The organism is Paenibacillus sp. NRS-1760, assembly GCF_050467785.1.
Classification (GTDB): Bacteria; Bacillota; Bacilli; order Paenibacillales; family Paenibacillaceae; genus Pristimantibacillus.
The window spans coordinates 163,168-185,940 of record NZ_JBITPK010000005.1; the positions used below are offsets into that span (position 1 = coordinate 163,168).

Genomic DNA, 22,773 nt, shown 5'->3' on the forward strand with positions numbered 1-22,773 from the left:
ATCCTCACTTAATCTACTGCCTGCTAACCGATAATACCGCTCCGCTCCACACTTTCAACGAAATAACGCTGAACGACTAAGTACAAAATGATTAGCGGTATGATAGCAAGCAAAATACCCGTATCAATAATCATTGCTACATGGTTCGGATCAGCCTTAACATTACCGCCTCCGGCCGCTACCCCCAGCAAACCTGGAAGCAACGCATTCGCTTGGGCTGACAATGTCGAAATCTTAATCGGCATAAGTGCGGATTCACTCATGAACAGCGAAGTGAAAAAGGTATCATTATACTGCCAAACGAAACAGAACAGCACGACAGTAATGATTGGCGGAACGGCGTTCGGCAGCATGATTTTCAAAAATGTTTTCACTCCGCCAGCGCCATCAATCAATGCCGCTTCCTCTATCTCTTTAGGCATTCCTTTAAAAAACTGGCGGAAAATATAAATGAACAGTCCCGCTTTCAATCCGATTGCCGTCGCAGACGTTATAATAGAAGGCCAATACGTATTGAGCAAATTAACGCCTTCCTTACCCGTCACAAGATGAATGACTCCGAGTATGTCAAAGCTTCTAAAATGAAGATACATCGGAACCATCAACGTGCTTGTCGGAACTAGAATCGTTAATATGACCAGAGCGAACAGCACATTGCTGCCTGGGAAGTTAAAACGGGCGAAACCGTACCCTGCAAGCGCGCAAGAAGCTGTCGTTAGCAGCGTAGTCACAATAACAAAGACAAGCGTATTTCCTAGAAGAGGAAAGTAGTGTAAAATATCCATCGCCATTTTGATGTTGTCGAGCGTAAAGTGAACAGGCACCATATAAATTGTCGGATTGTAAATATCGACTTTGTCTTTGAAAGCGACAGAAAACTTCATAAGCAGCGGATAAATGATGATGTACGAGATGCCAATAACAAGCGCGTAACGAAAAATGGCGTACAACGTATCGATCGTCTTATTTTTCATTTTCTGCAGCCGATATTTATTGTCCTCGTTGCGAACAGCCTGTGAAGCCTCCATATGCAGCTTCCTCCTTTGTTAATCACTCAGTTGTAATGTACTCTTCTCGATAGCAGTACTCCGATAATGACCAAAACAACGCTTATAATCAACGTGTAAACCCAAGACATCGCTGCGCTGAGCCCAAAGTTTTGCGTGGTGAATGCCGTCGAGAAAATCATATCCGTAACTGCGCTGCCCGAGAATGAATCAATAATCGTATAGATGACATTGGTCAAAATGAGCGGGCTAACTAATGGAAATGTGATTTTCCAGAACGATTCATAGGCTGTAGCGCCTTCCATCTTAGCCACCTCATACATGGCACCTGGAACGGACTGCAAAGCAGCTAGAAAAATAAGAATTTGCACGCCAGAGCTTGTAATAATCTCATAGATTCTAGTAATCGCCTGAACGATGTAGTCAACGAACGATAGCGGCAATCCTATGTCGCTAAGTATCATGACCATCGACATAATATTATAGGTGGAAGAAGCTTCACCCATTTCACTTACGACCGATGAATCGCCTACTAGATTAATAAGACCCGCTGTTTCTGCAGCTGAAATCGCATTGGAAGCGAGTATGACCGGAAGGAAAAATATCGCTCTCGCGAGTATTCTGCCACGAAACTTCTGATTAAGCAGCGTAGCAGAGAAAAGGCTGAAAAATAATATCATCGGTACATTCAAAACCATTTCTGAAACGGATTGGGTCAAAATCCGATTGAAGGTAGCATCCACGAACAACGCTTCTTTAAAATTCGCCCAGCCAACCGATTCCAATATAAATCCAGTCGGTTCCACCGTTAGCTTGCTGAAGCTGAATTTAATAGATTGGATGAGCGGTGTCGCAAACATAAATATGAAGCCCAGCAGCCATGGGAAAATAAATGCTACGCCTAGAAGTGAGCGTTTGTGCCGCAAAGCTAGCTTATATCCATTCATTAACGCTCACCTCCTACCCAATAGTTTTGAGCTTCAACTTTGTTTCCGTTAACGCTGACTTGCTTATCTGTGTAATTGACAATAATTGATTTCCCATTGCTGTATCGCATCTCTACGACACCGTCTTGATGGCGAATATGCTTCACCATTTGAGCGTTTCTCACACCGGAGAGCACATCGTTTGCTTCCTTATACATCGACAGCGCTTGATCGTACCAGTCTTTGTAATGGGTAGAGAACAGCTTGTCAAAATGAGTGAATTTCAGTTTAGACGATGGTTCATAGCTCCATGAAAAATGCGGCGCTGAGCCAAGCTCTACCGAACGAAGCAGCTGCTGCTGAATATCCTGCTCATCCTCTAAGTTAATCGCACCGCCAGCATAATCGACATATCCATGAATAACCATTTGATAAAATGGAACTTCCTCATCCGTTAGCACGAAGCCGCTGGATGACGTTGGCACATTTATAAGATGATCTGCGAATGGCCATACATAAGCATTTCCGCCCGTAAGCATCGTTTGATCGACGCGCTCATCCACCTTGCTCAGCTCATCCTCAACGATTTTTTTAGCCGTTTCGCGTTGAATGACTCTGCTCGTACGGAAGTCCGAGCTCAGCACGTTTCCAAGATCCCGCAGCGATATTCCCCGCATGCCAAGCGAATCATATTTCTTCATAAACGTATCAACGAAGTAGGGAAGCTTTGCCGGTGACAACAAATAATACGAGCCTAATAGCATATCCATTCGATTAAGCGCTCGGTTATAAGGATAAAGCTCTGCTTCCTCCCGTGTAACGAACCGCGATGCATCAGAGGATGGAACAAAACCTCCATCATCATGATAAATTTGCTGAAAGGCTACATCTGGGAACAACATCCCGCCGGATTGCTCCAGTTGATTCGCTAGCTTAATGAAGCTGGACTTGCTTCCGAGCTCACTGTCCACTTTCAGCTTTACTGGTGTCTGATGATTGACGCCGTTGCCGAACCAGCCTGTGTAACGCATGAGCAATCGATCAACCCCATCCGACTTCAGTTGTTCAGCCATTTGTGAGGCTTGCTCAAAGGATGTCATGGAAACGACGGAGCTGTACGGTACGCCAAGGAATGATTTCCGCTTGTCGACCGTTCCTAGAATATCCAAATAAAATGGAAGCCTATCATCATCTTTTAATGGCTGAAGCTTGTTTTCAGCTACAAGCCTGTTACGATAAAGCTCTGCCATTCCTGAATAGCTCGCCTTATCGCCAGAGAGAAAGCTGTACCTAATTTGAATATCGCCTTTATAAATCTCTTCACTCAACAGCTGGATTTCTTGAATCTTTGAGCCTGTGTAAAGCTCAAGCTCATCTTCTCCACGCAATGAGTAGCTGCTGTGAATATAATTGTAGGAATTTTTTTTACCGCTGATATCAGCAGCGATGCTGGCAACAGCATCACCTTCTTCAATCACCGCAAACCATGCTGCGCTCCCTGCCTTCATCCCAAATACCGGCATTCTAGCACTCTCGCTTACTTGACCGCGGCGGTAGCTGTTATCGTTCGGATCAAGGCCATATACTCTTTGTACGTATTGCTCTTCCTTTACCTTGCCGTTGTTAAGATGGATCAAGCTTCCGGTTCCATCCGGCACGAACATATATCCTTCGTTTTCCTTATCTGCAGCGCCAAAGAAATTAAGCATCTCGATGCTGCGAATTTGATAGCCTCCGCTTTCTTTGACCTGATTGACTGGAACGGATGCAACCAGCGAACCGCCATCAATGCGGTATTCCAAAGGAATAACGAAGTTTGGTTTGCTCGATTCGCCGCCGCCTGCAACGCCATTTTCCTCATTGTCGAAAGCAAGATCCTCATCGGAATAACCAGCCTTGACGAATGCCGCCGTCAGTTTGCTCAATACAAGCGGCTTGGAAACCTGCGCATCTAGTCTCTCTAATACTTCCTTATTGTCCGCTTTGGGATAATAGCGCAATCCCACATATTTGGCCGTCGGCGCATCCAGCTTGGAGAGCACCTTCTCTTCCAATCGCACTTTGCTTATATACCTTGGCAAGGCATCCACGCCGATTGACGTATCGCCAATCGTATAGGTGATACGAATGCCGTTCTCAATGCTCTCAGCTGTAAATTGCTTATTTGCGATACTTTCCGTGAAGTTGGTGAATGTATCCAGCGTACCGATTGAATCCCGGAACAGTACCGTCAACTGAGAAGACAATATTTCCTTCTCGAAGCCCGATGCGATAGCATCCTCACTCCGATTGGGCGGATTGCTGTACCAGATTTGGCCTTGCCGTTTATCCCTCACAGCGACCTCTGTCGTTTCGGCGCTGTAGTATAACGATAATTCGGAATTGTCCGCTACAAGCTGCATGCCTGGCACACCTTTTGAAGAATCAGGCATTTCCTTAATTGCGGCTCCAGCTTCCAGCTCAGTTGTCATTTTCATATAAGCGGCTGCTTTAACGGCTTTAGCTCCACGACTGGTGAATAGCAATACGGAGCAGACCAAGATACAAATTGCTGCGGTACAGGCCAGCACCGCAACCAGCTTTTTACGATTTTTCACGGGTGCGGCCTCCTTTACGTACGGAAAATGATTTCACGATAAATATTGATAATAAAATCGATAATTTGCTGCATCATACTCAGCACTAGCGTCCCAAGGAATACGATAATGCCCATTACGATTACCGTCAGCAGCATCGTAATAATCGTTTTGAACGCCGAATATTGATGAACCGTCATCGTACCGACAAATAGAAGCGCTAGAAACCAAATGGTGGATATAGACATGACTAAATAATAAAAAGCCGTTTCTTCCTGTACCATAAACCGGCTCGCAATGGTCATGGGCACATAAAGAATGACCATAGGAACGAGCGCATAACCCGTCGCCATAACAATTTCCTTGAATTTGCCTTCGCCATCCATTAAGGTTGTAATCGCCCAATTGGATATACACCAAAGAAAGAAAGGAAATACAATCGTAACGAGCTGAGTCAGGCTGTTCAAATGACGTGGATCATTATAGTTCACCAGAAAACCTGCAAACTGATTTTGTAAAATAACAGAAACGATGACGAGCAGCAAAATAGCTAATGCGACCTTTACTTTTCCTTTCCCGTCATACTTCATATCCCAGAAGCCGTCAAAAGGATGAACGATTAAATGCAGCGGAAACTTGATGAAATCCTGCTTCATAGCGATCTGCCCTCCTTAGCGGTTTGCGATGCAAAGTCCGACATCATAAGCTTCCTCTTTTTCATACGAGAGCTTACCAGCTTGAACGCAAGCCATGCAGCTGCTAGGACGATCAGCATTGTTAGAAAGGTTCCTGAATGTTCCTTCATTACTTCCCTGCGGTACCTTTTGTAAGCTACGGAATAACTATCGCGGTCCATGCCTAGCTTGAAATACTCGAGCGCTTCCCCGTTCTTCCGCTCCATCAGCAATGATTTGCCAATGCCTATATACGCAATATCGTAGTTGCTGTTTAACCGAAGCACTTCTTGCCAAATCGGTACCGCCAGCTTATCCTCACCGGTGTAATGCAGCTTCACCGCCTCGTTTACGCTGGCACCAAACTTCGTTGGCTCAAATACGACAATATTGCTTTTCCCACGATCAAGCACCAGTTGTTTTTCACCCAAATGCTCGACGGCGACCGGTATTTTAAACGTACCGAGCTGATTTCCCTTACCGCCATACACATAGAGCAAATCGCCTTCGTCATTGTAGGTAAATACTTTGCCTTGATTTCCGTCAAGCACGCTGTACATTCCGTTTTCGAGTACCTTCACATCAATTAGCTTGGAAGGGCCAACAGCGCGCCTGAACAAAATATCCCCTAGCACATCGAAGTAACCGAAGCGCTTCAGCACATCCTCACCTGATGGATTAAGTCTTTTTACTGGTTCCTTAGAGTCAGGATCGATGTTCGTTGCATAGACAAATCCTTTGGCATCGATATCGATATTCGAAAACTCGGTTGGAATAAACAGCACCATTTGCGCTTTCTGTGCTTTGGTTGAAAGCAAGCGCCATATGACTTCCGTATAGTCCCGCTGCACTTTGTTTGTCCCTACATATCCGATAAACTGGCCTTTCTCATCAAACTGCATGATGCCTTCGTAGATGCCTTGCGCTACGACATAAACCCGTTTGGCTTTATCTACCGTTACCTTTAACGGAATAAATTTAAAATCACTTGCCAAAACATCAGATTTGGGCTGCTCGATTATTCGAAGCAATTCACCGTCGCTCGATAACACGACAACTCGCCCGTTGTCCGTATCCGCAACATAAAGCTGCTCCTCCTCATCAACGAATAGTCCCGACGGATTTTTAAAACCGATCTTTTCTCCGTCCTTCTCGTACTCGTTAATGATGTTTTTCACTTTCCACTGATCATCTAAAATAACAATTCGGCCATTGCCGCTATCCACAATGTATATGAGCCCGCTTGCAGACACGACCATATCCTTTGGCTCTAAAAAGTCACCGATGCCGATATCAGCTCCGGATATAGAGAGTTTGGGTACATAAGCCGCCGGTGCTGGAACTGCTTCTTCCCAATAGTTATAGTTGTAGCTCTCATATGGCGTCGACGCTGCAGTCGCCGGTGCAGGCGCTGCGGTAATAAACATTAGGGAAGCCGCCGCGATGACGAGAAACCATTTTTTCGCTGACAAGTGCATTCCCCCCTTTAATCTTTCATTCCTGAAGTCGCCATCGTTTCAATAATTCGACTTTGCGAGAAAACGAACAGCGTAATCGGAACGCTCATCAGAATGAGTGCTACTGCTGCCGCCGCTCCTGCGCGAGCAATACCGCCTGCCACAACTTGATTCGCTGCAAAATGCAGCGATTTAAGCTGTTCGCTGTAAATGAAGCCATTCCCATCGCTGCCCCAAAGAATTTGGAAAAGCAAAATAATTAGCGTCAGCCATGCCGGTTTTACATTTGGCATTACGATGGTCCAGAAAATACGATATTCGCTTGCTCCATCAATTTTTGCCGCCTCTAACAGCACATCAGGAATTTGCTCCATAAATTGCTTCATTAAATAGAGACCAAGCGAATAAGCAAAAGCAGGAATGATGACTGCCCAATACGTGTCGATCAAGCCTAACCATGACATGATCATATAGTTTGGAATAGCTGTTACGGCTGGCGTAAACATCAAGGATAAAACGACAATGCTGAACATGAAGCTTTTACCTGGAAACTTATGCTTGGCTAGCGGATAAGCAGCTGCCGACGCTAACAGTACATGTCCAATGATACCCATGCCGGTAATGAAAACCGTGTTGAAAATATACCTTGAAAAAGGAACCCATGAATTGCCTAACAATGCAAATAAATCGATAAAGTTGTTCATGGTCGGGTTTCGAACAAATAATGTCGGAGGAAACATAAATATTTCATCCAACGGTTTAAAGGCATTATTGATCGCATAGATTAGCGGCACGATCATGAACGCACCAAACGCCGTAAGCAAAACAAAAAGCGAGAAGCTGCCCCAGAACGATCGATTTACCCGTTTCCTCGGGATTCGAAAGGAGAAGTTCATGAACTTATTCACCTACCCTGCGAAGAAGTTTTTGAACGATGAGATTCGATCCCACCATAATCATAAATAACACAGAAGCAATGGCAGAAGCGTAACCCATCTCAAAACGGGTAGTACCGAAATCGATTAAGTGAGTAACTATCGTCTCCGCTGCATAGTTGACGCTTGGGAACCCTGCGAGAGCGATCGAAACATCAGCCACTGCAAATGCCGTCGTAATCTGAATCACTGCCCCGAACATCAGCTGCGGCCGCATCGAAGGCAATGTAATGTGCCAAAGCTCCTGCCAGCGATTCTTCACGCCATCGACTGCGCCAGCCTCATATAATGTCCGGTCAACGGTTTGCAAACCTGCAATAAATGCAAGAAAGCCCGTTCCAAGACTAAGCCAAAGCTGAACAAGAATGATGATCGGCAAAATGTATTCCTCTTTTTTCAACCATTGAAGCGGCTCCAAAATGATGCCCAACTTCAATAAAAAACCGTTGGCAATACCATAACGATCGCCGGAGAAAATCATCAGCCATATAAAATACACGTTTCCGGATATGGACGGCGCATAAAATACGAGTGTCATTATCGCTCTCAGCTTTGGAGACAGCTCATTAATAATCCATGCAAAAACAAAACACGCGATATAACTAATCGGTCCCGTTATTACAGCGAACAACAGCGTGTTCTTAACGGCAATGAGGAAAACATCATCATCTAGAAATAAGCGCGTATAGTTCTGCCAGCCGACAAACTTTGGAAACTCCAGCATATTGAAGTACGTAAAGCTAAGCACCACCGACACCAAAACCGGCAGTACTGTAAACACGGCGAACAGAACCATGTAAGGCGCCAGCAATATGTAGGAGTGTTTGTTTGCTTTCACTTCCCGCAGCTTCAGGTTCCACCAATTTTGCACGCTTGACCCTCCCTCCATTATTGCGGCAACCCGAACTCTTTTCGTTTCGTTGTAATTTCATCCTGCATATATTGGACATAGTCCATAATCGATTCGCGCGCCTGCACTTGACCAACAACCGTCTTATAGAATGCATTAAACAAATGTCGGCCTGTGAAATATCCGCCTGGCACTTCCGGCACCCCTTGTACCCATTCAAATTGCGCCTTCAAGTTTTCGTAATCGGCAACCGGCCATGGCAAGCTGTCGAGTGCCTTAATATTGGCAGTCGGATAACGGGCTGCTGCGCCCATCAAACCTTCCATTTCACGACCAAACACCGTTTGTGTCGCTTCGCTGGTCCACCATTTCATGAACTCCCATGATGCTTCCTTGTCCTTCGCCTTCTTCATCATTACGACAGCACTGCCTCCGCTTGGCACCTCACGATTAATGGAGCCATCCTTCTGTATGGTTCCCGGAACAGGGGCGAAACCCCACATGCCGCGAATTTCTGGCGCAAATACAGAAAGCTGGTTATAGGTTGTATAATCTGCAATGCCTATTGGCATCTGCCCCGTACGGAAGCGATTGGAGAAATCATATTCCCGTTCTAATTTATAGTCGGTATAAAACTCCGTCCATTGCTTGAATGTTTCGATGCCAATGCGTGAATCTAGATCGGATTCTTTGCCATCATTGCGGTAAAGCTGTCCGCCATTCTGAAATAATAGTGCCGCATACATCGAGTTTGGCGGTATGTTTTGCCCTTGAACAGCAGCTTGTGCCACAACTGGCAAACCGAATTGCATATGATTTTTACTTAGAACGGCTAGTAAATTAGAAACTTCATCCCAAGTTTGCGGAATTTCCAGATCCAGCTGATCAAGCACATCCTTACGGTAAAAGAGCATGTTGAACGTTTGTGTTTCCGGCAACGCATAAACCCCGCCATCATAGCTGTATGGAACAACTGCGCTTGGACGGAAACGTTCCCTCACCTCTTCGAAATCAGCAAACTGTGTCAAATCAGTTGAAGCGTTGCGCATCGCAAAGTTAACAGGCAAATCATTTTCAATCTGCATGGCGATGTCGGGACCTTGGCCCGCCAGCGTTGCAGGCAGCAGTGTTCCCATGTTTACCAGCTTCAAGTTGACATTAATGCCGGTAACGGATGTAAAGGTTTCGTCAATCATCGCCTTCATCGTGTTGGCTTGATCCCGTCCGCTTCCGATCCATACGGTAATCGACCTTTGGTCGGCGTCCTCAGAAATATTTCCGATCTGATTGTAATCCGTAAAGAAAGAAGAAATAAAAGTTGCAGATTGATGCTTAAGATTCGCGGCGAAGCCCATCCCTTTTTTAGGGAATTTCTTATCTGGTGAGGCGACATACAGCGCATCGATCTCAAGCGGCTGCTGCCTTGCTTGCTGAACCCAAGTTCCTAGTCCGCCCGTGTTTGTCTTGTAGGCTCCAAGCCTTCTCGGAATGGTATCCGGCTTCTCAACCATCTCATCCAATTGCAGTGACATCGTCTTTAGAAGAGCCTCTTGGTCACTGGATTGTCCTGATAATTTGACGAGCTGCGCGGCAATCGTTTTAAGACGTTCACTTTCTTCTTCAAAAACGTTAAGTATGTTGGGAACTTTTTTCTCAATCTGATAATCACGGTATTCATCGGGCTTTGTTCCCGTAATCATCAATATTTTGCGATACATTTCATTCAAATTATAAAGACTGCTTTCAACCTCTCGAATGAGCGGGGCAAACTCGCCTAGGCTTACCTCAAGCCTGAGTGTATGCTTTCCTTTTTCCAGGCGGTATAAATAAGGAGACTTTCCACCCATCACATCAAGCCGATAGGAGCTCTTATAACGAAACGCAACCTTTTCCATTTCCTTAAAAGGAATTTCGCCGTCAATGGTTAATGTACGAGTTGAATAAATACCTCTAACGAAGTTTTGCTGCGTTTTAAAGGCAATTTGGTAAAGCCCCGTTTCAGGGACATCAATTTCCCATTCCATCCATTGACCAGGTAGACGCCAATTCAAGCCGCCAATCGTATTAATTTTTATTTTTGAAGAGCTGTAAGGATATACTGCAGCACTTGAACGCTCGCTTAGCGGATACAAGGTAGGTGAAGACTTTGCTGTGGAAGCCTCGCCTTCAATCGTAATCAAATGGCCGCTCGTCGCCTTCATACCATCTGCTTCATACTGCTTAAGCAACTGTTCATAGGTTAGTGGAGCAGGCTGTTGAAATAGTTTCAATTGTTTAACGACCATCGGTTCCCGTGTAGATTCAAGCGTAATCGTATGTTTGCCCTGCGAAAAATAAAATAAGAAGGGTTCATTCTCGTAACCATCGGAATCTTGAAATGTTTTCTCGCTCCATCTCGGCTTCTCCACTTGCTTTGGTCTGAGATCATTGCCTTGATTGTCCTGAACAACTTGAGCTGCTTGATTATCCCAAACACGGTCAAACTGCAGGAAAGCAGCTTCTCTGAACGGACGTTTTCCGTCAATGAATAAATCCCGTTCAATCGCTGAGCTTTTTCCTTCAATGGGATAATAGAGCAAAGAAAGATTATAAAGACCCGCATCAGTCACATCAAATGACCATTCCACTTTGCCCGATTCGCCTGTTAACAAGGAAGATCCGTCCATGCCCTCGTAGTTGTTAAGCTTCTCGAACTCAGCACCCTCTACATGGCTGTAATTGATTGCTTCTAATACGATTTCACGCTCTGGACGGGCAGCCGCCTCATATTGCGAGACATATTCATGATATTTTTGTTCATTATAAGCCGAGATGTTCGTCGATCCGGATTGAACGGACTCCTCCGTCAGCGCATTATCCGAACTGCCGACTGCATGCGCCTTAGGCACTGACGGAAGCACCATTAAAACTGCCAAAACAAAAGGGACTAGCTTCCTTGCCATATTGGTTAGCCGCAAATTGCTTATCACCAGAGGTCCTCCTTACATGCATAAACGGTTTCTCCGTCCATAGGCGGGGAAGCTCACGTTTGATGGTGAAATATAAGCCCATATATCTTCTAGCATTTATTTTCCTCGTTCTCATACAATCGGGGGAAGTCATGAAAGACGTCCCCCGACCTATACATTAAACCGCTGCCTTCAATTACTTAGAAAGCTTGGCTATTGACGCTTCTGCTTCCGGCTTATACTTCTCTGCAGTCGCAGTCACTGATTGATTATTTACGATAATATCTGTAACGAACTTTCCAGTCGGGAATTCAGGATAAGCATCATCCAGCAAGATTTGGCCTGTGTTCGTAATATGATCACGCTGCATAGCTACATCTTCCTCGTGATTGTAGAGACCTTCCAGCCACTCTTGGCTAGGGAACTCTTCGGTTTGAGTAATATCAAATGTTTCTTCGTAAATTTGGTAAACCAATTGCGCGTCTTTTACGCCTTTTGGAATAAATTTAGCCGCTTGTCCCGGGTTCGCATACGTAACTTCTGGACTTCCTTGAGGTCCGTTCGGAATAGGCACAACGCCGATATCGAACGTTAAATCACCAATATTCCATACCGGTGCTTGGAACATCGCTACATCGCCGTCTTTAAACGTGTTGAATTCTTCATAATTCATTCTGTCGCCTGTTTTAATTTTCATAACGTTCTCAACGTTATATAGTCGGTTCACAAACTCTGCCGCTTCAATCGTTTTTGGATCGGTTAAGCCTTGAACGCCTGTTCCTTCGTCAACGATTTTGCCGCCGTTTGCAGCAGTAAAGTTGCGGAAAATATCAATGGACCAGCCTGAGAAGCCATAAACGTCAATTTTTCCGTCATTGTCTGTATCCTTAGTTGCTAGCTTTGCAATTTCCAAAAACTTGTCCCAGTTCCATTGGCCGCCTGTGTAAAGCTCTTGAAGATCCGGAAGGCCAAGTTTTTTGAACAAATCGCGATTGTAGTGCATGGCTGTACCGCCTGAGCCTGGATTGTCAAATGCATATTCGCCGCCAGCAATAGCAGGCGCTTTAGCCATCAAGTTTGCATCGTTGTTGATGTTATTAGCTGAAGTTGTAAACTCGCTGATCGGAAGCAGCTGGCCTTTCAATACAGCCGGCAATGCTGCTTTGTATTCCATTTGAACGATGTCTGCAAAAGGCTCACCTGTCAGGACAGTAGCCGTAAACTTCGGCATGTATTCTTCGAAAGGAACGTTTACGAATTCGATTTTCACATTATATTTTTTTTCAACTTCTTCGATCTTAGCGAGACGCTCTTTCTCGGAAGCCGTAGCTCCTGCTGGTGTCAAATCCCACCATGCAGCTACTTTAATAACGCGTCCCCCCATATCGACTGGTTCTGGTGTTGCTGTGGATTCCTCAGGTGCTGCAGTCGGATCAGTGACAGCGCTTTCTTTTGGAGCGTTATTCGTTCCTTTATTTCCGCCGTTCCCGCCGCTGCAAGCTGTAAGTATGAGCATGAAACATAACACCAAAATGGACAAACCTTGTATTTTTCTCATGACCGAACCTCCCATTTTTACATTCATCAGTTGGTATAAAGTAAAAATCCCCATTTAAAAGCGCTTTCATTCCTAAACTTTGAAAAACCAAACAGCTAACTTCACCGCCTTTTCGTTATTTGATTTCCGTAATTTGTTATTTCTTTTTGCATAACGAATATAACATCAAAAACAAAACTGGTCAATTGTTTTTTATTTGTTATCTAAATGCACTAATATTTCTAAAAAAATAAGTTAAATTCCGTTTTATCGCTTGTATACCCTTGAAAAAACAGCTATATTTATCTACATAACAAAATAACAAAAAGACAATAATAAAGCATTGAGGTGAATGAACTTCCTAAATAAAACTCTAAATAAAATAATGATGTTTAATGTTTTTTAGCAATTAAAAAACAAGTTTAATTGTTAGTAACAATACGGTAAAATAATGACTAGCATTTCTTCACATATAATAATGGACTTCTTTACATATAGATGGCTTGGCAAACTAACTAATTAAGGTAGGATGAAATTTATGCGCCGGAAGGTAACGATTCAATCAATTGCCGATTATACAGGGTTGTCAAAATTCGCAGTCTCACGAGGGTTATCCGGGAAATCGGGGGTTAGTCCACAAACAAGAGAAGTGATATTAAGAGCTGCAGGACAGCTCGGTTATTTTAAGGACGCTCAGACGCCTCCTGTTTCAAGCGAACTGATGGATACAGAATCACGAAGCTGGTCCGGAACCATACTAGTGCTTTTCCCAAATGTTCGTTATCAAAATACTGATTCCTTATATTGGGGTCCAATATTTAACGGCATATCTACAAGGCTGAACCAAAAGGGCATTAACATCCTTACATTAACCGAGCCTACTAACGACTCCATGTTCTCACTTTTAAACCCAGAAGCCATTATGGGCATTATTACTGTAGGCTCTATTTCTACCTCTGTGTTGCTTGATATTAAACGGCTCGGCATTCCTGTCGTAATGGTCGATCATTACGATCCAAACTTTCACTGCGACTCGATTTTTACAGACAACTTGTCCAGCATGAGAGAAATAATGAACGCCGTCATTACAAAAGGCTACAAAAACTATCAATTTTTAGGAAATATTAGAGATGCGCAAAGCTTCTATGAACGATTCCTTGGTTTCCGTTCAGCTCTCGAGGACAATGATATTGAACTAAAGCAAATTCCTTCCCTAATGGGACCGGAAATTGAAAACTTTCACGATACATTCAAAGCTGCTATTGAGGAGCATGGTTTACCTGAAGTATTTGTTTGCGCCAATGATATATTTGCCTCTTTTGCGTTAGATACATTGAAAAATATCGGCATGTATATTCCAGAAACGCTCGTTTTCACCGGCTTTGACAATACCCATCCTCAGATTCCTTTTTTGGCTACTGTTAATGTAGATAAGGAACTGCTCGGCAAACGTGCTGTTGATCAGATGCTTTGGAGAATACTCAACGCAACAACGAGCTACGAGAGGACCCTTATCCAAGCTGAGATTATTTTCAGAAATTAAACATAAAAAGAGGATGACCATCGCGGTCATCCTCTTTTCGCAGTAGTGCTTCGTTTAAAAATCCGTTCGAAATGGCGATGCGGGAAGTCCTGCTTTATTATACAAATTAATCGTCGGTGAATCGCTCCAGCCATTTCGTTATTGCAGCACAACACTGTCTACATAAACCGAAGTTGATCCGCTTGAGTTAGTAGGTGAAATGAACTGAACGCCTACTTCACGCACATCACCCAAATTGGCTACTCCAGATAAGCTCAGTGAAATCGTAGATGACCCCGATGAATTGATGTTTACCGTTCCTGAGTCATACCAAGTGTAAGCGGAGCCCGTCTTAATAAACAGCTTCGCCTGCAGGCCGCTGCCAAAGCTTCCCCATGCAGCATGCTTCACTTTAACAGAAACAGAAGATTTGCCAATGAAATTATTAGCACCTGCATATTGCAAATAAAATTGACCGCCGCCTAACGTAACGTCTGCTTTGAGCGAGCTGCTGCCGCTTGCCGCCCATTCCGTTACAGACCAAGGCCCGCCAGCAACGTTTGATGCCGTCCACCCTTGTGCATTTCCGCCTTCAAAATCGTACAACGTAGAGCTGCTGCTGCTGTTAAACACGGAAGCTTTTATAGAAGTAGCCCAAATGCCATTTGTTCCGTTAATGACAAGATTGCCCCATGAAGTTAGCGTCTGCCAATCACTTGTCGTCATATCCAGCCACGAATTGGCCGAATCATTTCCTGTCCATGACCATGCCATATAACCGATGCCTTTCGCCTGACTTTGGTTCATGACCTCTTGTGCATTAACTTGACTTCCCAAGTTGTTATTGCCGTTATTGTAGTTATAGCCAAACTCTCCAACCATAACAGCCAAACCTAAATTTTTAATCGCTTGCAGCTCCGTGCCAATCCGAGAAGAGTCATTCCATGAGCCGTACATATGAATGGAGAACATGACATTATGATCCGGATCATGAGTAAGGAGTGCGTTGCCATATGCTTTGATTGGTGAAGAATTTTGTCCCCAGCCTGAGGCGTCAACGATTATCGTGTTATGAATTCCAGCATTTCGAATGGTTGAAATAGCCGTCTTGTACGCATCGCGCCAAGCGGTATCCGCAAGATTCCCATCGCCCCATTCATTAGCGATATTAACGAGCACATACTTTTCATTGCTCGTCAAAATCGTTTTAACCGCGCTGCTGGCAAAATAGTTAGCCATATTATTTAAAGCAGTTGCGCTGTTAGAGCCTGTTGCATCATGCAGTTCAACAATAGCAACCATGCCGAGCTGTTTGCAACGATCGATAATTTGCTGCAACCGCGATGCCGAACCGCTTGTCGTCCAGACGATTCTAACAGCGTTCGCTTTTTTCGAGCTAATCGTGCTTAGCGCATCATACGCTTGTGTATCAAACCATGCGTGAGCATTATTGACACCTCGAATGACAAAGTTGTTCCCGTTTGCATCCTTCAAATTGTTTCCGCTTACATAAAAACCGTTAGCCGCATGGGTTTGTTCAGTTGCGATAAAAGGCACTACCAAAGCCAGCATAAGCACAAGCATAAACGTCATTTTCAATCTCCTGATCATCATAATAACTAAATCCCTCCAACTGTTTTTTTGTTTTTGCAGTCTCGGTTCTTAGTGTTTGATCTGGCTGCCTGTTACTTTAAAGACGATGACATATTGATGAGAGCCTACAACCCCCTTTCATCATCTGCTGCTTTCTTCGTTTTCCTTAATCGAGAAACCGCATCAAATTAGAAACCATTTCAGCCGCTTGCTCACGGTTCACAACTGACTTTGCTAATATGGAATCATTACTTTTGAGTGCTGTACTTCCAATAAGCTTGGCGACGCGTTCCAACACTGCTGCCGCATCCTGCTTAGTCATGGCTTCGCGCGTACCAAAGCTTCCGTTTTCTTTTCCTCTAATAAGCCCGAGCTTTTGAGCTGTTGAAACAGCCTTGGTATACCAGCCATCACTCGGAACGTCGTTAAATGTGTTGCTGGCGGTATCGTCATTCAAATCAAACGCTTGAATAATGATTTGAACAAACTCCGCTCTTGTCACAAGGTCAAGAGGCTTAAATAAACCATTGCCTTTTCCCTGTACGATGCCTCTTGCAGCCAAATAATCGATCGTGTCCTGGCTTGCTGCGGATGAGCCTTTATCCTTGAATGAAACATCTACTGCCGCAGCTGCATATTGACTGAAATGAGTGGGATGAAAAATAACTTTTTTTGTTGCTGCATCGTAATAGCTGTTTTTTACAACCTCAAGCTCGCCGCTTTCTTTGATGTGGTATGTCACGATCATGTTTGGATTCGCGCCTGAGGCTAGTGAATAATTCAAAGCAACTTTTAAGGATACTGCATGAAATGTTGTTATTTTCTTTCCGTCAATGTCAAGATTCAAATCATAAACCTGCGCGCCACCAATCTTAGCTTGGGCAAGATCGCTCATTTGGGATGGATCGACAATAGAGAATGTGAACGTAATCGTTGCAGATGTTCCGCTTAAATGGCTTGATAATTCGGAAAGTGAAATTGTAATCGCAGCATAACCGATATTCACTTCTATCCGCTCAAGACCTTTGTCTATAGCCTTGGCTATTTGCTCAGCTGGAATATTGACCTTTACCTCCTTAGCTCCTGCTGCTGGAGTCCCGGTAACAAGGATTGTACTATTTTGAGCTTTGGCGACAGCTGCCTCAAACTCCGCGCTATTTAGCTGAATCGTTTGTTTGCTGCTCGATCCCGCTGCAGGAGGCTGGCTAGTGTCTGGATTAGACGGCGTTACGATGGGCTCAGACAAAGTGGTTACTTCAAATTGAGGGCCGCCAACGCTCCAAATTCCATCTCGTGTAACCGCTTCTACTTTAAACGTATATTTTGTACCCGCTGCTAGTCCGCTCGCCTCATAGCTGCTGCTGGAGCCATTCACCGCAGCCAGTTGAATACCGTCTTTATAGATCAAATAATTTATGATTTCCTGCTCGCTTGATGCACCGCTCCATGACAAGGTGGCGCTCGTTTGATTGACATTTGCTGCTTGTAACTCAGCATTGATCCACTCTGGCGCTTTCAAGCCGTAGGTTGACAAGTTGCTGGGCAGCTCATCGAGCGTAATGACATATTCATGGTTGAAGACATGAGTAAGATGCTCGGCCGAATTATAAATACCGTTCCTAATAAAATCACCTGTCCATGTGCTGAACCAGCTCCAGTCTGCACCATATAAAGGCAGCAAATCAGGATCTGGAATCGTTCCGGTCTCCGGTAGCGCCACAAGCTTGCGATCCTTGACGACCTCTACTAGACGATCATATTTATTAATATTTGGGCTATAATCGCCTGCTTGGTTGTAAATGTCGGTGCTAATAATATCAACCACATCATCTCCTGGATACCAGTCCGATGACACGGAGTTCCACACCCAAATCAAATTGTTCAATTGATGCTCGTTTGTTAACCGCTCATACATCAATCGATATAGCTGCTTGGCGGACTCTGGTCCTTTGGCGCCCCACCAGAACCAGCCTCCCTCTGCCTCATGCAGTGGTCTCCATAGAACTGGAATATTCGCATCCTGAAGCCTCTTCAGCTGAATGGCAATCACATCAATGTCACTGAGCAGCAGCTTATACTCCTCTGAATCCGGATGACTAAGCGCATACTCAACATCAAACGTTGTGGAGTCGGTGTAGAAGGCTCTCCACCATTCTTTGCCCGGCACATCGATTAAACCGTTTGGCGAATTCCAATGCCAGCAAAGGGATACGATCCCGCCTCTCTCCGCCCACTGCATCATTTTTTCTGTTTCCTCTGACTTCGTACCATGAGCTACCCGAGTAGGAGAATAGTCGATAAGGTCGAAGGAAACCATCGCAGGAAGCTTGCCGGTTTTTTCATAAATCCACTCCGCATCAGATAATTCCTGCTGACCGGAAATGATGTTTTTGCCGTAGTTATCAACTAAATAATTCATGAGCGCACGCGCTTCCCTTGTTGCATTTGGGTTGATCAACGACTTTGGAACCTGATGCTCTTTATTCTCGATAGGCATTGGAGTGAGCTTTATATAATCAATGTCATACCAACTCCAATTGGCATCAAAGGTTATCGTGTTGTTTCCTGCATTCAAAAAAACCTTACCTGCCGATATTTCAACAAATTCAGCTGATTCATTAAGATCAACTTCAAACCCTGAAGCCCCGGCTTGATTTTTATTAACGGTTATTAGCGTTTTTTTGAAGCCGTAAGAAGCTCTGTAACCAAAATCCAGCGTATAAAAGCCTTCAGCAGGAGCAGATACATTTAACTGAACAGATCCTCCTGGAATAAAAACATAACCGTCGCCGGAATAGCCGTTTCCAGTAGAGCGTATTTCTGCTCCACCCGCCAAAATCCCCGCTTCCGCTTCATATTGGCTGGTATCTGGCACATTAACGGTATCCGCGGATTCAAGTGAAATGTATTCAATGCCATAATAACCCCAGCCTCTTTCAAAACGAATCGTATTGTCGCCTTGCTTCAGCATAACTTTCCCTGCGGAAGCTTCTGCTGTAACGGAGCCCGCCTCCGCAATTGCAGGCAGCTCAATCTCCCCGTTGCTCTGACCGTTTACGAGCAGCGACGTTACCTTCCGTCCATAAGGCGAGTAATAACCAATGTTCAGCTTATATAAGCCAGCTGCTGCTGCTTGAACATGAAAGGTTGCTGCTCCAGGATCACCAGTGAAAAATGAAATGTAACCGTTTCCAATATATTGAATGTCACCTCCTGCAGTTGTAGTCAAGAATTGTGCAGCGCCCTCTACTTCTGCATTTGCTGCTTCATATTTAATAGCTGATGCAGTCGCGTTTACATAAGGGTAGAGAGGAATGGCACCCATAACATACGTTAGAATCAAAGCATAAAACAAAACCTTCCGTGTTCCCCATCGGTAGTTAAAACCCATTTCATTCGTCACCTCTAATTCATAATGATGAAGCTATGCTTTTGGGACATTCGCCTTGCGATAGTATAATTAGTCCCGTCAGAAAACGCTTTCAAAAATAAACCACCTCCTTTCTACGTTTAGTAGACGTAAGTAGCTAAGTTACTTGAACAGGAGCATCTTGCTGCATGGGTAAATTTACAAGCAGCATTTCGTTATTGAGAAGATAACATAAATAACATTATTTATGCAATAAAAATAATAAATAACTTTATAATAACAAAATATATTTTTGTTATTGTCGAATTTAGCCGTATAAATGCTGCTCTTTGTCTCATTTGCTAGCTCAAACGAATAACAATTTTCATAAACCTTGCAAACAAAACCTACCCTTTCGACTAAAGTCTAGGTAACAATTAGACCAATGACTGATTTGATGAAACGGCGATTCCATTAAAGTTAAGAGGAAATAAATTACATATTAATCGAAAGGATGGAAATCAATGATGTTGGTGTTTCAACAAAGAAGGAAAAGCAGGAAAGCTTGGGCTCCCGCCCTGCTCGCAGCAGTGATCGCCTTTTCAGCCATCTCATTTCCTGCAAGGAGCGTTGAGGCAGCAGATGCAGCTGGCCCCAAGGATGCTAAGGAAGTTGAGGCGTTTGTCGATGAGTTCTTTAAACGTCCAGAGGTTGCGAGCTCGCTAGCTGGAAGTGCAGTGGTAGTGGTGGGCAATGATAAAGTGCTGCTGAACAAAGGTTATGGTTATGCCGATGTGGAGAGCAAGAAACCTGTTGATCCTGATAAAACCATGTTCAGAATAGCTTCCATATCCAAAGTGTTTACAGCAACAGCCGTCATGCAGCTCGTAGAAGAAGGCAAAATAGATTTGGATCAGGATGTAAGCCCCTATTTGAAAGGTGTGACGATTCCCAATAAGACCGGCAGCAAACTAACGATGCGACATTTATTGACTCATACAACAGGTTTCGACAAAACAGATGTGTTGACTGCTCCAGATGCGACCCGCAAAGACTATCCTCTCGAACAATATATTAAAGAGAATTTACCTACCATCGTGCGTAAGCCGGGAGCGGCTTATCGCTATGATAATTTAGCTTTCAATTATCAAGGATTAATCGTGCAAAATGTGACTGGCAAGCCATTCGAACAAGTCATTGATGATCAAATATTCCGTCCGCTGCAAATGACAAACAGTGATTTCCGGATGACGGATAAAGTACTGGAAAACCTTGCTACCGGCTATAACCAATTAAAGGAGCCTTGGCCGCAATACCAGCTCATGCCTACAATAGCGCCAGACGGGGGCATGTTCGCAACAGGCACGGATATGAGCAAATTTATGCTCGCTCAATTAAATGGCGGCAAGCTTGGTGAAAATCGTATTTTACAGGAAAATACAGTTAAGGAGATGCAGCGGGTACAGGTTGGCATTCATTCAGAAATTCCGAACATGGCTTTAGGTTTTGAGATGTTTTTCCAAGAACATTTCAATGGTGAGACTGTCATTGGAAAGGGCGGAGATTTGGAGGGCTATCATTCGTGGATGTGGCTGCTGCCTGAACAAAAGGTAGGCGGATTTGTTGTAACGAACAGCGATGCCAGCGATATACGTGAGCAGCTGTTCGCCGCGTTTATGGATCATTATTACCCTAAAACAGAGAAAGAGCGGCCAGCTATTACACTTACCAAGGCACAATTAGCACACTTTGAAGGCAGCTACCAGTATTTGCGCGCCCCGCTCATTTATTACAAAGTAAAGGCTGAAGATGGTTATTTATCCGTTGCCGGACCCAATAGCACCAGGAAACTAAAACCCGTTGGCGAGCTGCTGTTCCAAGATGAAGATGGAAAACTTGGCGCATTTAAAAAAGATGAAGCTGGCAATATCTCATACTTTTATTATTTACTTATTGATGCTTGGTGCGAACGCATAACCCCATCACCCAACTATTCAGACGTACCGCGCAATCATCCATATGCCGATGACATTTATACTTTACGTGATTTGGGCGGGGTTTTGAATCAAACGTCTACTCTTTTCGAACCAGATGGAAAAACGACTCGTGCACAATTCGCAGCTCAGATTGTACAACTAGCTGGTATTACCAAATCACACCAGCCCTCTAATTTCGCGGATCTAAAGGCTCATCCATATGAAACAGAAATTCAAACCTTGCTAGAGATTCACGTATTAAGCGGTACTTCAGCCCAGAGGTTTGAACCAGACCGAACGATTACAAGGGAAGAAGCTGCTGTCATTATCTATCGATTATCACGTTTTCTTGGTTTCCCTCCCATTCCAGCGAAGCTGAGCGGCAAGACTTCAGGTTGGGCTGAAGAAGCGGTTCAATTCATTGTTGGAGCTCGTTTATATGGACCAGAAATAAAATCGACAGATGAAGGTACAGATTTTCGTTCGAAAGATCCGCTGCTCAAAAAGGAAGCTGCTGCGATTTTAAACCGTTTCGCTAAATTGTTTGCGTCAAGTGCAGGCATCTAATACAAAAAAAGACTGCGTAGTCGCCCTTCATCAAGGCGAACTATGCAGTCTTTTTTTGTATAAACGTCAGTTGTTACGAAAGCAGTACAACATACGGATCACTCAATCATTCATTAATGCTTCTAAGGAATAAGCTCATCACTGTTCATAAACGTTTGCAGGTCTTGATCCGCCTTCGATTGGTTGCAAGCATTGCAAGCACAGACGCAATTATCCGGCGTTGTATGCCCGCCCTTAGCGCGCGGCAGCATGTGATCGATCGTATCCCCCTGCTCCCCGCAAAAATAACAAACGTGATGGTCACGCTCCAAGATGTAGCGCCGGAATTCCTTATTGCTGAACAATCGGCGTATCGTATGGCGATTGACGATAACCGCAGCATGCTCCTTCACCAGCGTTATCGCAAGTTCTGGCTCAATTTCTTGATACCAGCGCCGTCCTTTATCCGTCTTGCCTCTCATCCAAATCGTACCTTGACGCGTAGGCTTTAGTACTGCCGGATCATTCGGCAGCGTTATGGATGTCAACGGTGGAACCGGGAATGGTTTGCGGGGATGAGCTTTTCTTCGTATTGCTTTATAATCATTAAGTTGAACATCAGGCAATGAAGCTAAAGCCGCTTTCTCTTGCCTGCAAGCTCGGCATGCACCGCGCCTTGCACCAGCGCCGGCTCGTTTGCCCGTTCGCCGCAGAAACTCAGAGAGCGGTTTCGTTTCCTTGCAAATAACGCATGGTTTGGTAGCAAGAGGTTCTGTATCATCCATCATTTTTTCCGGAGCATATAATTAGCTATGCAGCCGAATTCGTCCCCTCGTGTTTTTATACTATTGTAGCATTAATATAGGTTCGAGGGGGA

Annotated in this window: 14 protein-coding genes; 2 read left to right on the forward strand and 12 right to left on the reverse strand. The window is 44.4% G+C overall.

The features are described from left to right. Positions 1–23 precede the first annotated feature (23 nt). From ACIFSR_RS01340 to ACIFSR_RS01380, 9 genes are all read right to left on the reverse strand, one after another. Positions 24–1,028: a carbohydrate ABC transporter permease gene (locus ACIFSR_RS01340; protein WP_076266693.1), complete on the reverse strand. Its 1,005-nt coding sequence runs from the start codon at positions 1,026–1,028 to the stop codon at positions 24–26. Between the two features lie 26 nt (positions 1,029–1,054). Next, positions 1,055–1,954, reverse strand: a complete 900-nt coding sequence (locus ACIFSR_RS01345) for a carbohydrate ABC transporter permease (RefSeq protein WP_076266692.1) — start codon at positions 1,952–1,954, stop codon at positions 1,055–1,057. After that, entirely contained in the window at positions 1,954–4,530 is a 2,577-nt protein-coding gene (locus ACIFSR_RS01350; RefSeq protein WP_430054285.1) for a DUF5696 domain-containing protein, read from the reverse strand. The genes ACIFSR_RS01345 and ACIFSR_RS01350 overlap by 1 nt, the downstream gene beginning before the upstream one ends. A 14-nt stretch (positions 4,531–4,544) precedes the next feature. Then, complete coding sequence (locus ACIFSR_RS01355; protein ID WP_339203708.1) at positions 4,545–5,165, reverse strand: Yip1 family protein; 621 nt, start codon at positions 5,163–5,165, stop codon at positions 4,545–4,547. Then, the gene (locus ACIFSR_RS01360; RefSeq protein WP_430054287.1) at positions 5,162–6,661 is read right to left on the reverse strand and encodes an NHL repeat-containing protein; all 1,500 of its coding nucleotides are present in this window, start codon (positions 6,659–6,661) and stop codon (positions 5,162–5,164) included. Before ACIFSR_RS01360 ends, ACIFSR_RS01355 begins: the two co-directional genes overlap by 4 nt. Before the next feature lie 8 nt (positions 6,662–6,669). Then, on the reverse strand, positions 6,670–7,536 hold the full coding sequence (locus ACIFSR_RS01365; protein WP_076266688.1) for a carbohydrate ABC transporter permease: 867 nt from the start codon (positions 7,534–7,536) through the stop codon (positions 6,670–6,672). Positions 7,537–7,540: 4 nt separating this feature from the next. Continuing rightward, positions 7,541–8,446 (reverse strand): carbohydrate ABC transporter permease, encoded by a 906-nt coding sequence (locus ACIFSR_RS01370; protein ID WP_430054290.1) that lies wholly within the window; start codon positions 8,444–8,446, stop codon positions 7,541–7,543. A 17-nt stretch (positions 8,447–8,463) separates the two neighbouring features. Next, entirely contained in the window at positions 8,464–11,367 is a 2,904-nt protein-coding gene (locus ACIFSR_RS01375; protein ID WP_430054633.1) for an extracellular solute-binding protein, read from the reverse strand. A gap of 202 nt (positions 11,368–11,569) precedes the next feature. Beyond that, positions 11,570–12,931, reverse strand: coding sequence for an ABC transporter substrate-binding protein (locus tag ACIFSR_RS01380; protein ID WP_430054292.1), 1,362 nt, complete (start codon positions 12,929–12,931; stop codon positions 11,570–11,572). Positions 12,932–13,448: 517 nt separating this feature from the next. Between ACIFSR_RS01380 and ACIFSR_RS01385 the strand changes: the two genes are divergently transcribed. Then, positions 13,449–14,453, forward strand: a complete 1,005-nt coding sequence (locus ACIFSR_RS01385) for a LacI family DNA-binding transcriptional regulator (RefSeq protein ID WP_339203713.1) — start codon at positions 13,449–13,451, stop codon at positions 14,451–14,453. Between the two features lie 138 nt (positions 14,454–14,591). On the opposite strand, the gene ACIFSR_RS01390 is transcribed toward ACIFSR_RS01385, so the two are convergent. Together ACIFSR_RS01390 and ACIFSR_RS01395 are read right to left on the reverse strand one after the other, a co-directional pair. Then, on the reverse strand, positions 14,592–16,025 hold the full coding sequence (locus ACIFSR_RS01390; protein WP_430054294.1) for a cellulase family glycosylhydrolase: 1,434 nt from the start codon (positions 16,023–16,025) through the stop codon (positions 14,592–14,594). Positions 16,026–16,191: 166 nt separating this feature from the next. Next, on the reverse strand, positions 16,192–19,416 hold the full coding sequence (locus tag ACIFSR_RS01395; protein WP_430054296.1) for a glycosyl hydrolase: 3,225 nt from the start codon (positions 19,414–19,416) through the stop codon (positions 16,192–16,194). 482 nt (positions 19,417–19,898) lie between these two features. Here ACIFSR_RS01395 and ACIFSR_RS01400 point away from each other — a divergent pair, with 482 nt between their 5' ends. Next, positions 19,899–21,917: a serine hydrolase gene (locus tag ACIFSR_RS01400; RefSeq protein ID WP_430054297.1), complete on the forward strand. Its 2,019-nt coding sequence runs from the start codon at positions 19,899–19,901 to the stop codon at positions 21,915–21,917. A gap of 122 nt (positions 21,918–22,039) precedes the next feature. Here the strand turns inward: ACIFSR_RS01400 and ACIFSR_RS01405 are convergent, their stop codons facing one another. Continuing rightward, positions 22,040–22,684 carry an HNH endonuclease gene (locus ACIFSR_RS01405; protein ID WP_430054299.1) on the reverse strand — a complete coding sequence of 215 codons (645 nt, stop codon included), beginning with the start codon at positions 22,682–22,684 and terminating at the stop codon, positions 22,040–22,042. Positions 22,685–22,773: the final 89 nt, after the last annotated feature.

Excerpts from the sequence above, each read along its gene's own strand:
- ACIFSR_RS01340 (WP_076266693.1), bottom strand. The coding sequence starts at position 1,028 with ATGGAGGCTTCACAGGCTGTTCGCAACGAGGACAATAAATATCGGCTG.
- ACIFSR_RS01345 (WP_076266692.1), bottom strand. The coding sequence starts at position 1,954 with ATGAATGGATATAAGCTAGCTTTGCGGCACAAACGCTCACTTCTAGGC.
- ACIFSR_RS01355 (WP_339203708.1), bottom strand. The coding sequence starts at position 5,165 with ATGAAGCAGGATTTCATCAAGTTTCCGCTGCATTTAATCGTTCATCCT.
- ACIFSR_RS01360 (WP_430054287.1), bottom strand. The coding sequence starts at position 6,661 with ATGCACTTGTCAGCGAAAAAATGGTTTCTCGTCATCGCGGCGGCTTCC.
- ACIFSR_RS01365 (WP_076266688.1), bottom strand. The coding sequence starts at position 7,536 with ATGAACTTCTCCTTTCGAATCCCGAGGAAACGGGTAAATCGATCGTTC.
- ACIFSR_RS01375 (WP_430054633.1), bottom strand. The coding sequence starts at position 11,367 with ATGGCAAGGAAGCTAGTCCCTTTTGTTTTGGCAGTTTTAATGGTGCTT.
- ACIFSR_RS01380 (WP_430054292.1), bottom strand. The coding sequence starts at position 12,931 with ATGAGAAAAATACAAGGTTTGTCCATTTTGGTGTTATGTTTCATGCTC.
- ACIFSR_RS01385 (WP_339203713.1), top strand. The coding sequence starts at position 13,449 with ATGCGCCGGAAGGTAACGATTCAATCAATTGCCGATTATACAGGGTTG.
- ACIFSR_RS01390 (WP_430054294.1), bottom strand. The coding sequence starts at position 16,025 with ATGACGTTTATGCTTGTGCTTATGCTGGCTTTGGTAGTGCCTTTTATC.
- ACIFSR_RS01395 (WP_430054296.1), bottom strand. The coding sequence starts at position 19,416 with ATGGGTTTTAACTACCGATGGGGAACACGGAAGGTTTTGTTTTATGCT.
- ACIFSR_RS01400 (WP_430054297.1), top strand. The coding sequence starts at position 19,899 with ATGATGTTGGTGTTTCAACAAAGAAGGAAAAGCAGGAAAGCTTGGGCT.
- ACIFSR_RS01405 (WP_430054299.1), bottom strand. The coding sequence starts at position 22,684 with ATGATGGATGATACAGAACCTCTTGCTACCAAACCATGCGTTATTTGC.